The 15,632-nt window shown below is 47.9% G+C and carries 14 protein-coding genes and 2 pseudogenes; 13 read left to right on the top strand and 3 right to left on the bottom strand.

Annotation, left to right across the window (positions count from 1 at the left end):
* A pseudogene (locus tag ACERC5_RS06150) lies at positions 1-428 on the top strand (transposase); the annotation flags it as partial.
* A 56-nt stretch (positions 429-484) separates the two neighbouring features.
* Here ACERC5_RS06150 and ACERC5_RS06155 read toward each other — a convergent pair.
* The 3 genes from ACERC5_RS06155 to ACERC5_RS06165 are packed head-to-tail and all read right to left on the bottom strand — an operon-like array spanning position 485 to position 2,277.
* Positions 485-1,060, bottom strand: coding sequence for an ECF transporter S component (locus ACERC5_RS06155; RefSeq protein ID WP_373660430.1), 576 nt, complete (start codon positions 1,058-1,060; stop codon positions 485-487).
* Entirely contained in the window at positions 1,038-1,598 is a 561-nt protein-coding gene (gene coaC, locus ACERC5_RS06160; protein WP_373660431.1) for a phosphopantothenoylcysteine decarboxylase, read from the bottom strand. Before coaC ends, ACERC5_RS06155 begins: the two co-directional genes overlap by 23 nt.
* On the bottom strand, positions 1,591-2,277 hold the full coding sequence (locus ACERC5_RS06165; RefSeq protein WP_373660432.1) for a phosphopantothenate--cysteine ligase: 687 nt from the start codon (positions 2,275-2,277) through the stop codon (positions 1,591-1,593). The genes coaC and ACERC5_RS06165 overlap by 8 nt, the downstream gene beginning before the upstream one ends.
* A 351-nt stretch (positions 2,278-2,628) precedes the next feature.
* Here ACERC5_RS06165 and ACERC5_RS06170 point away from each other — a divergent pair, with 351 nt between their 5' ends.
* From ACERC5_RS06170 to metA, 12 genes and pseudogenes are all read left to right on the top strand, one after another.
* A complete protein-coding gene (locus ACERC5_RS06170) occupies positions 2,629-4,674 on the top strand; it encodes a pneumococcal-type histidine triad protein (protein ID WP_373660433.1) in 2,046 nt (681 codons plus the stop codon).
* A gap of 29 nt (positions 4,675-4,703) precedes the next feature.
* Positions 4,704-5,852: a hypothetical protein gene (locus tag ACERC5_RS06175; protein ID WP_373660434.1), complete on the top strand. Its 1,149-nt coding sequence runs from the start codon at positions 4,704-4,706 to the stop codon at positions 5,850-5,852.
* Between the two features lie 268 nt (positions 5,853-6,120).
* Positions 6,121-7,362, top strand: a complete 1,242-nt coding sequence (gene hflX, locus ACERC5_RS06180) for a GTPase HflX (protein WP_373659027.1) — start codon at positions 6,121-6,123, stop codon at positions 7,360-7,362.
* Positions 7,352-7,993 (top strand): cystathionine beta-lyase, encoded by a 642-nt coding sequence (locus tag ACERC5_RS06185; protein WP_373659028.1) that lies wholly within the window; start codon positions 7,352-7,354, stop codon positions 7,991-7,993. The genes hflX and ACERC5_RS06185 overlap by 11 nt, the downstream gene beginning before the upstream one ends.
* 2 nt (positions 7,994-7,995) lie before the next feature.
* On the top strand, positions 7,996-8,928 hold the full coding sequence (rnz, locus tag ACERC5_RS06190) for a ribonuclease Z (protein ID WP_373659029.1): 933 nt from the start codon (positions 7,996-7,998) through the stop codon (positions 8,926-8,928).
* The gene (locus tag ACERC5_RS06195) at positions 8,925-9,689 is read left to right on the top strand and encodes an SDR family NAD(P)-dependent oxidoreductase (RefSeq protein WP_373659030.1); all 765 of its coding nucleotides are present in this window, start codon (positions 8,925-8,927) and stop codon (positions 9,687-9,689) included. Before rnz ends, ACERC5_RS06195 begins: the two co-directional genes overlap by 4 nt.
* Positions 9,690-9,936: 247 nt before the next feature.
* Positions 9,937-12,144, top strand: a complete 2,208-nt coding sequence (gene recJ, locus ACERC5_RS06200; protein ID WP_373659031.1) for a single-stranded-DNA-specific exonuclease RecJ — start codon at positions 9,937-9,939, stop codon at positions 12,142-12,144.
* The gene (locus tag ACERC5_RS06205) at positions 12,145-12,999 is read left to right on the top strand and encodes a metallophosphoesterase (RefSeq protein ID WP_373659032.1); all 855 of its coding nucleotides are present in this window, start codon (positions 12,145-12,147) and stop codon (positions 12,997-12,999) included. It begins immediately after the preceding gene.
* Positions 12,992-13,592, top strand: a pseudogene (locus ACERC5_RS06210) (HD domain-containing protein). The gene ACERC5_RS06205 and the pseudogene ACERC5_RS06210 overlap by 8 nt, the downstream one beginning before the upstream one ends.
* 21 nt (positions 13,593-13,613) lie before the next feature.
* A complete protein-coding gene (locus ACERC5_RS06215) occupies positions 13,614-13,979 on the top strand; it encodes a TIGR02328 family protein (protein WP_373660435.1) in 366 nt (121 codons plus the stop codon).
* 74 nt (positions 13,980-14,053) lie between these two features.
* Complete coding sequence (locus ACERC5_RS06220) at positions 14,054-14,572, top strand: adenine phosphoribosyltransferase (protein ID WP_018367321.1); 519 nt, start codon at positions 14,054-14,056, stop codon at positions 14,570-14,572.
* Positions 14,573-14,687: 115 nt separating this feature from the next.
* The gene (metA, locus tag ACERC5_RS06225; protein ID WP_018367320.1) at positions 14,688-15,632 is read left to right on the top strand and encodes a homoserine O-succinyltransferase; all 945 of its coding nucleotides are present in this window, start codon (positions 14,688-14,690) and stop codon (positions 15,630-15,632) included.

Genomic DNA, 15,632 nt, shown 5'->3' on the forward strand with positions numbered 1-15,632 from the left:
CGTAAACTCAGCGATAAACGCTTTTATCGTCCAGTTTTTCGCAGGCACTTGACTAATCAGGAGGTTGTCACTAAACTGCTCGGCTATTCTCAAGAGCTAAAAGAACACTACGAACTTTATCAACTATTCCTGTTTCATTTTCAAGAAAAGCAAGCTGACCAGCTCTTTGGGCTGATTGAGGAGACGATTTCAAGCGTTAATCCTGTCTTTCAGACGGTTTTTAAGACTTTCTTGAAGAATAGAGACAAGATTGTCAATGCTTTGGAATTGCCCTACTCTAACGCCAAGATTGAAGCAACCAACAACATCATCAAGGTTATTAAGCGCAACGCCTTTGGTTTCAGAAACTTTGAAAAGACAAAACTCGCATTTTCATTGCCATAAACATAAAACGAGAGAAGACAAGAACTGTCCTCTCTCGGTGTTAAATTGGTCAACCCACTACAGTTGACAAAGAGCCGGTTTATTGATGTGTTTTAGTCAATTAGTGCTTTAGCGACCGCAATCTCGGCACTAAAATCACGGTTAAGGCAGTAGCGATGGCGACTTCGACCAATGAGTTGGTTGCCAGTACAGCCGCTAAGAAGCTCTGCACATTGCCTCCGAAGCGGTCAGGGAAGAGGAAGAAGATACCACCCAGCACAAAGAGGGTGTTGGTCATGCTGCCAACAGCGCCAGCCATGCCCAAGCCGATAGTGTTGTGAAGGGCTTTGTAAATCAGATAGGGAGTGACACCGATAAGAACCCGTGGAACAATCGCAATCAGAAGAGAGTAAAAGTTTCCATCATCAACAAACGGTGAGAAAATGTAACTGGCGGGCGTAACCAAGATGGTGTTGCGCACCACGCTCATGATGCCCATAAAGGTTCCGAGCCCTGCGCCGACTTTGGGACCATAGTAGATGCTGGCGATAATGACAGGGATATGGGTCAGTGTCGGTTTTAGAGGGAGGGCGGGAATGGCTGCAAAGATGGACTGGCTGACAATTTCGATGACCAGCATGACAGCCATAAAAATAGCAATAGCAGCGATTTGTTTAGTTTCTTGACGTCTGTTCATGTAAAATCTCCTCAATCGTGTGAATAATATCTGATAGGTCAGCTAGGGCACCGCGCCCCACATCACCGCAAGCTAAAAGGGCAGAGCGAGGTGGAATTTCCCTGTATCCTTGTTGGGTCAGGACGGCCATGTTCTGTTGCGTGATGGGGTTGTCGTACATTTTTGTGTTCATGGCTGGCGCAAAGAGCTTTGGTGTTTCGGCTGGCAAGGCAAGCGCAGTGGCTGTCACCATATTGCTCGCCAGACCGTGTGCCAAATGCGCGATGGTATTAGCAGAAGCGGGAGCGAGGATAAATAAGTCAGCTTCCTTGGCTAAGTCGATATGGTTGATTCGGTCTGCTAATTTTTCAGTCATCACATCTACATGCACAGGTTGTTTAGAGAGAACTTGTAAGGTCAAGGGCGTGATAAATTGAGTGGCAGCCTCTGTCATTAAGACGTGGATCTCGTAGCCTAGCTTGGTTAATTGGCTGGTTAAATCCGCTGCCTTATAGGCAGAAATGGAGGCTGATATGGCTAATAAGAGTCGTTTAGGCATGAGTGGTCACCTTTTCTAAAATCAGCTGAGCGATTTGTTCTTTTGTCTCTGCTTCAAACACCTCGTCAGCTGTCAGCAAATAGCCGCGATGCTTGTCTTGGTTAATCTCCATTAAATCATTAGCCAGAATAAAATCAGCACGATTTTTCATCAGACTAGATTTCGCTACCGCGAAAAGCTCGTCACGACTAACATCAACCAAGAGCTTGAACCCCACTAACTTAATGTTCGGATTCCAATCTTTAATGTGACCGATAATCTTAGGCGTTTTTTTCAGAAGAAGAACTTGATAATCACTATGAGATGAGATTTTCGTCTCATTATTTTTTTTGGTCAATAGCTGGCGCAGATCTGACGTTTTTTCGACCTCTTCCAAGTCAGTCATATAGACAGGGGTGTAATCAGAGACGGCCATGCTATGAATGCAGACATCATGTGATTGAACCAGAGGCTTGAGCACGGTGATTAGGCTTGCCACGTCAGAGATGATTGTCACAGATAATTTGGGGTGAGCATCAGGCTTAACGGCTTGTTTGGTTGTCACAAGTGTTACCTCATGACCAGCTGCTAAGCAGGTTTCTGCCATGATTTTTCCAAGCCAACCACTGGCATGATTGGTAATCCCTCTCACCTGATCAATCGGCTCTGTCGTGCCGCCGGATGTGATTAAACATTTCATATCTGTATTATAGCATAAGTCTTTTACTAGGCAAAATGTTTTGTAAAAAGCTTGCAAAAATCGGCTTTATACGATAAAATAAACTGGTTAAGCATAAAATTAACTGGTTTTTAATCGGTGTATCATCAAGGAGGCTATATGGCTAAGCATAAATGGCTAAAACTAACTGGGCTTGTCCTAGCAAGCCATCTTGTTTTATCGGCCTGCCAAACCAAGCAGGAAGCTAAAACAACATCTTCAACAACCTAGACCAGCTCTTCAACAAAACAAAAAGAGAGCAAAAAAGATAAACAAGACAAATCATCCGATAAGAAAAACACCAAAAAAGAAAAAGATATCCCGGGTGTAACAGTGCCGACCAGTGCCGGCTTTATCCTGACAGATCAATCAAAAATTCTTTCGCATACGAGAGACGGTATTGTCGTTGACCATAATGGGCATTCTCATTTTATCTTTTATGCTGATTTGCAAGGCACTAAATTTGCCCACCTGATTCCAGCAGGTACGGTTGTGACAGCAGCCCCAACTCAGCAAAAACCGCTAGGAGATAAGCAGCAGACTACAGCAGATCATCATTATGAGTTTAATCCAGCTGATATCGTCGCAGAAGATGCTCTGGGCTACACTGTTCGCCATGGAGACCATTACCACTATGTTTTGAAATCCAGCTTGTCAAATCAACAGCAGGCTGCAGCGACGACTCATGTTCAGACTACCCCGCTAGCACCGTCTACTGGAGGAAGAGCTGACCAGGCAAATCCATCCCAACAAGGTGGTATTGCAGGGATTGACTTTCCAACCAGTGATGGGTTCTTGTTTGATGGAACTGGCGTTCACGGCTGGACAGAGGCAGGGTTGTTGGTTAATCATGATAGACACCTGCATGTTTTATTGACATCAGATTTGGCTAGATCAAAATGGGCCTACCTTTTGAGGAACTCATCGACAGCCCCATCAATGCCATCTGTATTAGATAAGCCAACTCAACCAAGTTCCCCTATACCATCTGAGCAGCCAACAGTACCGAGTGGGTCTCCTCAAGAACCGAATGAGCATCATCAGGATGAGGTTGCGGTAAAACGTGCCTATTTGGCTCAAGCAACAGGGCTAAGTGAAAATCAGATTGTTCTGCTAAATACGCCAGATGGTCCAGGCTTCATGTATCCTCACGATGACCATATTCACTTCGTTTTACTGCGTGATTTAGACATCACTAAGCCTTATGATGACGGGCACAACGACCATGATCAGCCGGCAGATTCGGAAAAATCGGTTAAACAAGATAAGCCAACTGAGCAAGAAAAACCAGCTGTCGCTCCTAAACCAAGTCGTCCAGAGAAACCGGCTGTTCCACCAAAACCAAGCCGTCCAAAATCATCGCCTGCTCCAACGCCTATTCCTGAAGAGCAAGAAACACCTGTGTCAACAACCGAAGCACCAACTAAAGAAGGTGTGGCTGGTATTGATTATCCAACTAGCGACGGTTTCCTCTTTGATGGCACTGGTATAGAAGGCTGGACTGATGCGGGCTTGATGGTTGACCATAAGGGGCATACTCATATTTTACCAAAAGACGCTATTGCTCGTTCAAAATGGGTACACTTATTGCCTAAGGAAACCCCTAAAGTGCAAGCGGAGTCTCCTGTTTTGTCTGAGAAGCAAGCAAAGCAAAGAGCAGAGTTAGCCCAACAACTGGGTCTACCTGTGGAGAGTATTCGTCCTGTGACCGCTGATGGCAAAGTTGTTGGTTTTGAATACCCTCATGAAGACCATACTCATATTGTCCATGTGACAGAAGAAGCGCCAACTAAAGCCCCTCTGACTGACGAGGAAAAGCGGGAATTAACGGCTTATATCCGTAAGGCTTATGGATTGCTCCAAGGGACGCCTGTTCATTTCCATGATTCCTTTGTTGTCTTTGCCATTCCTCATCCTCATCAAGACTACGATGCGAAGCGTGATTACTATACTGACGTGCTAGACCCACTTTATGATGCAGGTCACGTTCACCCCTACTCTGTACCACTGGATTTGTTAACCATTCCAGCTAAAACGGATAATTTGGAACTTGATTTTGAAAATGAGTTACAAGCTGCGGCTGAACGTTTGGGCGTACCAGTCATCCAAGTGAACATCAAGGATAAAAAATATTTTGTTCTACCAGGGAAAGATCACTACCACTACCTCAATATCTTAACGCCAATGGCTGGTTATGAGGCTTACATGGCCAATAAATTACCTGAAATTAAGGCAAGCTTTTCAGCAGGCGAGTTTTCAGCAGCACCGGTGACGGACGAGATTGCCCGTGTGCTGGAAGATGCCAAGTCCAAGTTTGGTGAAACAAGTGCAGACTATCGACGTATTGCACGAGCCTTGGATGACTCAAGGTTGACCTAGCAGTGCCAACAACATCTACACAAGCTTATATGGCAGCCTTACAGGATTTTGATAGCCGTTATATCAAGGGAGACAAACCAAAAGAAGCAGCACCAGTGGTTGAAGATGAGCTGACCGCACGTTATGAACAGCTGGTTGAGCAGTACAAGACATTAGGTTCAAGAACCTTACGTAGTTTTGGCTTACGTCAAGAGGAAGAAGTTGAAAAACTAAAAGCCCTAGTTGTCGCAAAAGACAAGGCAGGTTTAGAGCGTGTCGCAAATCACTTGTCAGCTATTGCACGCGTTGATAAGGCGCCTAGTGACCAAGGTCCGCGACTAGCTTATATGGACTTTCTCTTGAGACATATGGACGATGAAAAGGTTTCGCCACAATTGCGTCAACGCCTTCAGGAGAAAGTAAAAGAACTCTATGGTGTTCCGCGCGTGTTTGAATCTCATCTGGGAGAAACCTCTGCCTTGAAAGAAGAATTGAAAGCGGCTCTGTCGACAGAGAAAGCCCCAGTTCACACAGCTGATGCGGATGTTCCGAGTGGCTCAGTGTTCAACCGTAAAGACATGGCGTCATATGTCAATAATCTGCGTGATTTTCTCATTCGAACAAAAGTTATGACGGACGAGGAATTGTCAGAAGACTTTACTGAGGCCTTGCCGTTATTCCTTGAACAGCCTGCTAAACATCTTGAAGACGGCACTAACAAACCGGCTGATTCAACGGAAGCCTCACCATCATCGCCAACCCCAGACTTTCCAGCTGAGCCATCTGAGGAGAAACCATCTGACGTCGTTGATAATGATGTCGATGACGAGGAAGACGAAGAGGACATCTTTGATGGTGCTTCTGCTGAGGAGTTAGAAAAACTGTTAGCAGAACTAACTCGCCTGAAAGCAGAACGTGACGCCTTTGAAGAAAGTAATCCATCTAATTCAGATGAAATACCTGCTACAAAAACTACGCCAACCTCCCCATCAACTACTCAGCCTGAAGAACATAAAGCTGAGGAGACATCAACCCCAGACTCTCCAGCTGAGGCGTCTGAGGAAACCACAGCTGACGCCGTTGACAACGATGTCGATGATGAAGACGACAGCGAATGGGACGAGGACGAATTAGATGAATTTCTAGCTGGTTGGGAAGCCCTAAAGAAACAGCGTGAATCGATTCATTTTGAACCTTAGCCTAATAACAAAAAGATAAATGCAAGGTCATCATCGCTTAGAGACAAACATCAGGTTGGTGTTTGTCTTTTTCGCCATTAAAAGCACCTTGTAACGTAAAATTGCTATCATCGGAATAAGAGGTAGTTTTTGTCTATTTCTATCTCTCTGTTCAATCTTTAACGAATTCTTTGAAAATAGCAGACTCTGTTCAATCTTTAACGAATTCTTTGAAAATAGCAGAGCCCAAAAATATGGTATAATGGAAATGATGCAAGGAGGTGGGCAGATGATTGAGACGCAAGAAAAGACTGAGCAAGCTATTTTGGTTGGCGTAGAGTTACAGACCAGTGAGCATTTTGCCATGTCTATGGAAGAGCTGGCCAGCCTAGCCAAAACAGCAGGTGCGGAGGTGGTGGCGAGCTACACCCAGAAACTGGAGCGCTACAACAGCAAGACATTTGTCGGCTCTGGTAAGTTAGAAGAACTAAAAGCAGTCATCGAGTCCGAGGAGATTGACAGTGTTATTGTTAATAACCGCCTAACCCCTCGTCAGAATACGAATCTGGAGATGGAACTGGGGGTTAAGGTCATCGATCGTATGCAGCTGATTTTAGATATTTTTGCCATGCGGGCACGGAGCCACGAGGGCAAGTTGCAGGTGCATCTAGCCCAGCTCAAGTACATGCTGCCACACTTGGTTGGTCAAGGGATCATGCTTAGCCGTCAAGCAGGTGGCATCGGTAGTCGTGGTCCTGGGGAGAGCCAGCTGGAACTCAATCGTCGTTCCATTCGTCATCAGATTTCAGATATTGAGCGTCAGCTCAAGCAAGTTACCAAGAACCGTTCCACGGTACGGGACAAGCGTATCGCTTCTCAGGCTCTCAAAATTGGGCTTATTGGCTATACCAATGCTGGCAAGTCTACCATCATGAACGTTCTAACGGACAAGAGCCAGTATGAAGCCGATGAGCTTTTTGCAACGCTGGATGCGACGACCAAGAAAATTTACCTCCAAGACCGCTTTGAGGCGACCTTGACCGATACGGTTGGTTTTATCCAAGATCTGCCGACGGAGTTGGTTGCGGCGTTCAAGTCGACTTTGGAGGAGAGCCGACAGGTGGACTTGCTATTGCATGTCATTGATGCCAGCGACCCCAATCACGCCGAGCAGGAGCAGGTGGTTTTGGACATCTTGGCTGATCTGGATATGGCAGATATCCCTCGGCTAGCAGTTTATAACAAGATTGACAAGGTCACTGAGTTTACCCCCAGTCTTTTTCCTTACGTGACCGTGTCATCTCAGTCGGAGACCGCAGCCAGTGACCTGCGCCAGCTGATGATCGAGGCGATCACTGACCAGATTTTTGAGCCTTTTGCAGTGCAGGTTAAGCCAGAAGACAGCTACAAACTCTATGAACTGAGTAAGGTTGCCCTACTAGACAGCTACGACTGGGACAGTGACCAGCCCGTGACGGGCTACATCAGTCCTCAAAACAGATGGCGATTGGAGGCTTTTTATGACCAATGAGATTGACCTAGCCTTGACCTACGGTGGCTACACCAGTTTGGACAGGGTCTACCTGACCCGCCAGTTGCAGGGGCTGAGCAGAGTTGAGCAACTCAAAATCATCACCCCACCGCCTAGTGTGGTCAACGCTTATTTTGCCGAGCATTATCAGAAAACCTCGCCCAAAGCTGCCTGCGATTACCTGTTGGAGCTGAGTACGGCGCTCGACCTCTTTGAATCTTACCCCAGCTTTGCGGCAGAGGATAAGCCCTTTGTCCGTCTCAACCTGTCTGGACGTGCCTTTGGTTTTGCCTTTGTTAATGCCCAAGGGTTAGCGACTGTTTTTGCAGAGGACGAGGGGGAGGTGGTAGACCTGACCCTACTAGAGCTGGCAGAGCTCTTTCCCCATTTGGTGGTTTACCGAGAGGGTGATAGGGTCTATCTCGATACCTTGTTATGGGAGGAAGAAGGGGCAGAGCCCTTCACCTGCGACGGCGCATTCCTGACGACGGGTCACCGACTAACAGATGGTACCATCAAGCTGTCCAGTTACAACAGGCAAGAATTGCTGGACGTCGCCAGCCAGTTGTCAGGAAAACAGGTCTTTGGCTATACCCAAAGGCAATCCCTTATCTATGTGTTAGAAAGTTAAGTATGGAAATTCAATTTTTAGGGACGGGTGCCGGTCAGCCGTCCAAGGGACGCAATGTGTCCAGTCTTGTCCTCAAACTTCTTGATGAAATCAATGAGGTCTGGATGTTTGACTGTGGGGAAGGCACCCAGCAGCAGATTTTAGAGACGACCATTCGTCCTCGTAAAATAAAAAAGATCTTTATCACCCATCTGCATGGGGATCACGTCTTGGGCTTGCCAGGTTTCCTATCCAGCCGTGCCTTTCAGGCCAGCGAGGAGCAGACGGATATTGACCTCTATGGGCCTGTGGGGATTAAGCAGCTGGTCCTGACTAGTCTGCGCGTGACAGGTACTCGTCTGCCTTATCGGATTCATTTTCATGAGTTTGACGAGAACACCTTGGGCTTGATTTTGGAGACAGACAAGTTTACTGTCCATGCGGAAGCTCTTGACCATACAGTGTTCTGTGTCGGTTATCGCGTGACCCAGAAGGACTTAGAAGGGACCTTGGATGCGGAAGGTCTCTTGGCGGCTGGTGTGCCCTTTGGACCGCTCTTTGGTCAGGTCAAAAATGGTCAGGATATCCTTCTGTCTGATGGCAGGCAAATCATCGCTAAAAACTATATTTCTGAGCCTAGAAAGGGCAAGGTAGTGACCATCTTAGGGGATACACGCTTGACGGACGCTAGCATTCATCTAGGGTTGGGAGCGGATGTCCTCGTCCATGAGTCCACCTACGGCAAGGGAGACGAGGCTATCGCCAAAAAACATGGACACTCGACCAATATGCAGGCGGCCAGTGTTGCCAAGCAAGCCTTTGCCAAACGGCTCTTGCTCAACCATGTATCCGCTCGCTTTTTGGCTCGCGATGTTCGGCAGTTGGAAAAAGACGCTCAGTCGCTCTTTCCAGATACCCATGTGGTGCGTGATTTAGAGGAGGTAGAGGTTTTATGACAGGACGTGTGATTGTCATGACAGGGGCTAGCGGTGGCTTGGCTCAGGCGTTGGTGGCTCAGCTGCCAGCTGCTGACCAACTGGTTCTCCTGGGACGTAGTCGGGAGCGGCTCATGACCCTCTATGGGGAACGCCCCAAAACCCTCTGTCTGGGACTAGATGTTCGTGACAGCTCGGCTATTGTCCAAACCATCGACAGCATTTATGCTCAGTTTGGGCGCGTGGACATCCTCATCAACAACGCTGGTTTCGGTGAGTTTCAGGCTTTTGACGCTTACGAGGTGGCGCAGATCAAGGAGATGTTTGAGGTCAATACCTTGGCGACTATTCATTTTTCGCGGCTGATTGCTGGGAAAATGGCAGAGCAGTGTTCAGGGCATGTCGTCAATATTGCCAGCATGGCTGGGCTAATTGCGACAGCTAAGACCAGTATTTATTCGGCCACCAAGTTTGCGGTCATCGGCTACTCGAACGCCCTGCGACTAGAAGTGGCAGATAAGGGCGTTTATGTGACCACAGTCAACCCAGGACCGATTGCCACCAAGTTTTTTGAGACCGCAGACCCATCGGGCGACTACCTCAAGAGCGTTGACCGCTTCACGCTGTCTGCGGATGCAGTGGCTAGTCGTATCGTAGCCATACTGGGTAAAAACAAGCGCGAACTCAACCTGCCTTGGCTTTTAGCTCTGGCTCATAAATGGTATACCCTCTTCCCCACCCTGTTTGACTGGTTAACACGAAAAGTGTTTAACTATAAATAAGCCATTTTCACCTATACCAGTGGAACTGATTGGATAAGACATGACAATTCGCGAAAATCATTAAAAACCTGCCTTGGCAGTTTTTTATAATAGTTACTGATGCTGTCGTGTTCGTTTTTATCTGGTAAACAGTAGTTTTTATGTCATTAGCGTGACAATGCATACGAGCCTTTCCCTAGGTCAGGCAGTTTGTTTTTCGCTTGTTTTTTGATAAAATAAAGGAATAACGATCCAGAAAGTGACTGATATGATTTCTTCTAAATACACTTGGCAACTTGATGAACGATTGCCTGATGAGGGCTTTTTGAAGCTGGCAAAAAAAGAAGGTTTGGACAAGCTGGCAGCGACCATCTTGTTTAACCGTGGGGTGCAGACTTGGGAAGAACTAGTGGCTTTTTTGCAGGCAGATTTGAGCCAGTTACATGATTCTTATCTCCTAAACGATATGGATAAGGCGGTCCAGCGTATCCGCTCTGCCATTGAACAAAATGAAAGAATCCTCGTTTACGGGGACTACGATGCGGACGGGATGACGGCGGCGTCTATCGTCAAGGAGACCCTGGAGATGTTGGGGGCCGAGGTGGTGACCTACCTGCCCAACCGCTTCACGGACGGCTACGGGCCCAACCTGTCGGTCTACAAGTACTTTATCGAGCAGCAGGGCGTGTCTCTGATTGTGACGGTGGACAATGGGGTGGCGGGCCATGAGGCCATTGCCTATGCGCAAGGGGATGGTGTTGATGTGGTGGTGACGGATCACCACAGTTTACCAGCAGAGCTGCCAGAGGCTTACGCCCTTGTCCATCCTGAGCACCCTGGCGCTGATTATCCCTTTAAGTATTTAGCAGGTTGTGGGGTGGCCTTTAAATTAGCGACAGCCCTGCTTGAGACGGTTCCTGTAGAGATGCTCGATTTGGTAGCTATTGGAACCATTGCTGATATGGTTAGCTTGACGGATGAAAACCGCATCATGGTCAGGGCTGGTTTGCAGGTGCTCAAGGAAACTGAGCGACTGGGCTTACAGGAGTTGCTCAGGTTGGCTGATGTTGATTGGGCAAGTCTGACTGAGGAGACCGTTGGTTTTACCATTGCTCCCCAGCTCAACGCCTTGGGGCGGCTGGACGACCCCAACCCTGCCATTGAACTCTTGACAGGCTTTGATGATGAGGAAGTCCAGCAGCTTGCCCTTATGGTTAAGGCCAAAAATGAGGAACGAAAAAACCTAGTCGCTCGGATTTATGATGAGGCTAGACAGATGGTTGATCCAACGAGCCCTGTTCAGGTGCTGGCCAAAGAGGGCTGGCACCCTGGCGTTTTGGGCATTGTGGCTGGGCGCTTGCTGGAAACGCTGGGGCAGCCTGTCATCGTCCTCGGCATCACGGACGGTCAATCCAAGGGGTCGGCACGCAGTCCAGAAGCCTTTGACCTCTTTACGGCCCTCAGTCCTCATCCAGAGCTTTTTGTGGCTTTTGGGGGCCATAGCGGAGCGGCTGGCATGACCCTCCTAGTGGAGCAGTTACCAGCACTCAAGGCGGTCTTGTCTGAGGCTCTGGCAGAGCAGGTCATTGACCTTAATCAGAAACCACCCCTACCTGTGGCTGGTCAGCTCACCCTGTCTGAGCTATCGCTTGACACCATCAAAAGCCTAAGTAAACTAGCGCCTTTTGGTATGGATAACCGCAAGCCTGTCTTTCTCCTCAAGGATGTTAAGGTGACCCAGGCTAGAACCATGGGACAGGGGGGTGCCCATCTCAAGCTCAAGGTGCAGGAGGGTGAGACGGCCTACGATGTCGTTGCTTTTAACCAAGGGCAGCTGGCTCAGGAGTTTCAACAAGCTAGGGGCTTGGATCTCTTGGTTACCCTATCCGTCAACCGTTGGAACGGAGCCACTACTCTCCAGCTCATGCTGGAAGATGCTCGTGTTGACGGGGTTCAGCTTTTTGACCTGCGGGCTAAAACAGCTCTCCTGCCAACTGGTGTGCCTCTGTTGACGGCTGAGACAAGTAGCCCAGTCGTGGTGGTGGCTGATTTGCCAAACACCTTGGCAGACTTACAAGGGCTCTTTGAAGGGAAAACCTTTGAAGCCATTTATTTCAAAAACACCATCAACACCCCTTATTACCTGTCTGGTTATGGGACACGAGACCAGTATGCCAAGCTCTACAAGACCATCTACCAGTATCCAGAGTTTGATGTCCGCTACAAGCTCAAGGAGCTCAGCCATTTCCTCAAAATTGACCAGATTCTTTTGGTCAAGATGATTCAAATCTTCGAGGAACTTGGCTTTGTCAGCATCTCTGACGGTGTGATGACGGTCAATAAGGAGGCTGACAAACGACCGATTGCCGACAGCCAAATCTATCAGGAGTTGGTGGCAAACGTCAAGTATCAGGAGTTGATGGCACTAGGGACACCTGAGGAGATTTACCAAACCTTGACGAGGAAAGAGGACTAAATGGAAAAGATCGCTGTTTTATCAGACATTCATGGTAATAGCACAGCCTTGGCTGCTGTCCTGGCAGACGCCAAAGCTCAAGGGGCGACGGAGTACTGGCTTTTGGGTGATATCTTTTTGCCAGGACCAGCAGGAGATGAACTGTTAGAGTTCTTACAAGATGTGCCTGTGACGGTGTCCATTCGTGGCAACTGGGACGATGTGGTTCTAGCCTTGAAGGAGAGGAAAGCCACTGGGATTGTTGATGCTAAACAAGCAGAACATCTGGCGCTGTACAGACAAGGCCAGTACCTGCTTGAAACCCTATCGCCAGCAGGGCTCGATTACCTCAGCCAACAAAGGGCAACGGCGCATGTGACCAAGTCAGGTCTAAACATTCAACTCTCGCATAATTTTCCAGATAAGAATCATGGTGGAGGACTGTATTGGCAATCGCCTCAGGAAGAGTTTGATAGGCTTTGTGCAGATCATGCAGTGGCTGTTGCCATCTACGGGCATGTGCATGTCCAGACCATGCGCTATGCGACCAGCGGTCAGCTCATCCTAAATCCAGGCTCCATAGGACAGCCTTTCTGGACTTGGGAAGCCTTGCGACAAGACCAGCGTTCCCAGTATGCACTCCTGACCTTTGATGGACAAGGTTTGGCTGGTGTGGATTTCCGTAAGGTGGCCTATGATGTCAAAAGAGAGTATGCCATCGCCAAGGAGCGAGGTCTGCCCTACTTAGAACTTTACCAAGAACTGCTCGAGACAGGTGTCCTGCACACCCATGACAATGAGCTCCTAGCTCAGTACAACGACCGCTACGGTTATGAAGAGGAGGTTCGTGCTTATTTTAGCCGACAAGATGATTGACGAGGAACGTATTATCCAAGCGACAGCAGAGCATGTGAGAAGACTGATGGAGACAGAAGGTAGCGGCCATGATTGGTGGCACATTGATCGTGTTAGAAGAACGGCAGTGACCATCGCGCATGAAGAAGGCGCTGACCTCTTTATCTGTCAGATGGCAGCGCTCCTTCATGATGTCGCAGATCATAAGTTTAATGCCAGTCTGGCGACTGGCTTGGCAAAAGTTTCGGACTGGCTGGAGCGTCAGCAGGTTGATGAGCGTGACCAGCGGCATCTTTTAGCCATCATTGAGACACCAGTCAGAGACAAGGAAAACAAGTCCCTAGCCTAGAAGGGCGGGTAGTGCAGGATGCAGACCGCCTTGATGCGGGGCTATCGGTATCGCTAGAACGATGGCGTATTCTGGACATACGGGTCGGCTGATTTATCAGCCAGACGGCGATAAGGAGACGGCTATCCAGCATTTTGCTGATAAATTACTACACTTAAAGGCTCTGATGACCACGGCTTACGGTCGGAAAATGGCAGAGCAACGCAACACCTTTATGCTGACCTATCTGGAGCAGTTTCACGCTGAGTGGTCAGGTTTGCGTTAGAAAGGAAGGAGGAAAACACCTATGCGCCTATGGCACCAAGCCATCATTTCAAAACTTCCTCGCCAGCAACTCTTGGGACAGCACCGCGAGTGTGCGGCCTTGCGAGGGCGAGGCTGGGGTAAACCTCATGCCACGGTCAACTATGTTTTTGACCACAATCCCTATAAGCTCTACCAGTACCATGTGCTTATCATGGATGAGATGGTCGCTCGTGGCTACCAGCCTGACAGGGCTTGGTATGACCCTGCCTATCGCGGAAAAACCGCTACGCCCCACGCTCAAGTAGACCCCACCGAGCAGACCAGCCCTATCTATAACGAACACGATGAGGCCTATCTCTTTGACTGTCTGGATAACCTGCGTGAAAAGGGCATTGAATTGGAGTAAGTTAGTTTATTTCCCAAAAAGTGAAAAGAATGTGTTATAATTGTTTGTAAAACCATTTTTTAGAAAGTCAGAAGATGAAATTAGAGAACTATATCGCTAGCATTGAAAACTACCCTAAAGAGGGGATTACTTTCCGAGACATTAGCCCTTTGATGGCTGATGGCAATGCCTACAGTTACGCTATTCGCGAGATTGTTCAGTATGCGGTGAGCAAAAATATTGACATGATTGTTGGCCCTGAAGCGCGTGGCTTTATCGTGGGCTGCCCTGTAGCTTTTGAGTTGGGCATCGGTTTTGCGCCTGTCCGCAAGCCTGGTAAATTACCGCGTGAGGTCATCTCAGCTGATTATGAGAAAGAGTATGGTCTTGACACACTGACCATGCATGCTGATGCCATCAAGCCAGGTCAGCGCGTGTTGATCGTTGATGACCTTTTGGCGACAGGTGGTACGGTGAAAGCGACCATTGAAATGATTGAAAAACTAGGTGGTGTGGTTGCTGGCTGTGCCTTTCTGATTGAGCTAGACGGACTTGGTGGTCGTGAAGCCATCGGCAATTACGACACGAAAATTTTGATGAATTTTCCGGGATAAGCTCGGTTACGGGTATAGCTAAAAACTATAGCCCGTTCTAAAAAATAGATATTTGAAAGATTGAGCTCCCCACCGTATACTAGAAGTAGTATCTTCTAAAGAAAGTGAGGGGCTTATGCCAATTACACTCGATAAAAAGTTACCAGCAGTTGATATTCTTCGGGCGGAGAATATCTTTGTCATGGACGACAACCGTGCTGTTAGTCAGGATATTCGTCCTTTGAAAGTCTTGATTGTAAACCTGATGCCAACCAAAGAGGCTACAGAAACGCAATTATTAAGGCTTCTATCTAACACACCTTTACAGCTAGAGATTGACTTTCTCTATATGGCTAGTCATGAGTCGAAAAACACTGGTTTTGACCACTTGTCAACCTTTTATAAAACCTTTACAGATATTAAAAATAAGTTTTATGATGGCATGATTATCACTGGGGCTCCTGTGGAGACCTTGCCGTTTGAGGAGGTTGACTATTGGGAAGAATTATGCCAAATTTTTGAATGGCAAAAGTCGCATGTTTATTCAACCCTGCATCTGTGTTGGGGGGCTCAGGCAGCGCTCTATTACCGTTATGGTGTTGAAAAATCGCAAATGGCTGAGAAGTTGACGGGCGTTTTCTCGCAGGTAGTGTCTGATAAGCGTTGCCCGCTTCTGCGTGGATTTGATGACGAGTTTTTTGCGCCCCACTCACGCTACACCGAAGTTGATGAGGTGCAGGTTCTCAAACAGACCCCTCTACAGATTCTTGCTAAAGGGGTTGATGTCGGCTTATCTATCCTAGCGAGTTCGGACCTGAGAGAGGTTTATAGCTTTGGGCACTTGGAGTATGATCGTGAGACCCTAGATAAGGAATACCGCCGAGATATCTTATCTGGTAAAAGCTCTGCTATGCCTAAAAACTACTACCAGAATGATGATGCTAGCCAGCCGCCAATCATGCGTTGGAACCTGCCTGCGGCGACTTTTTTCAGTAATTGGATTAACTATGGGGTCTATCAGGAGACGCCTTATCATTTGGAGCAGTTGCAAGAAGAGTTCTTGGAGTCTGCGCAACTTTAG

Origin of the sequence: Streptococcus sp. E24BD, from assembly GCF_041807825.1 — a bacterium.
GTDB lineage: Bacteria > Bacillota > Bacilli > Lactobacillales > Streptococcaceae > Streptococcus > Streptococcus entericus.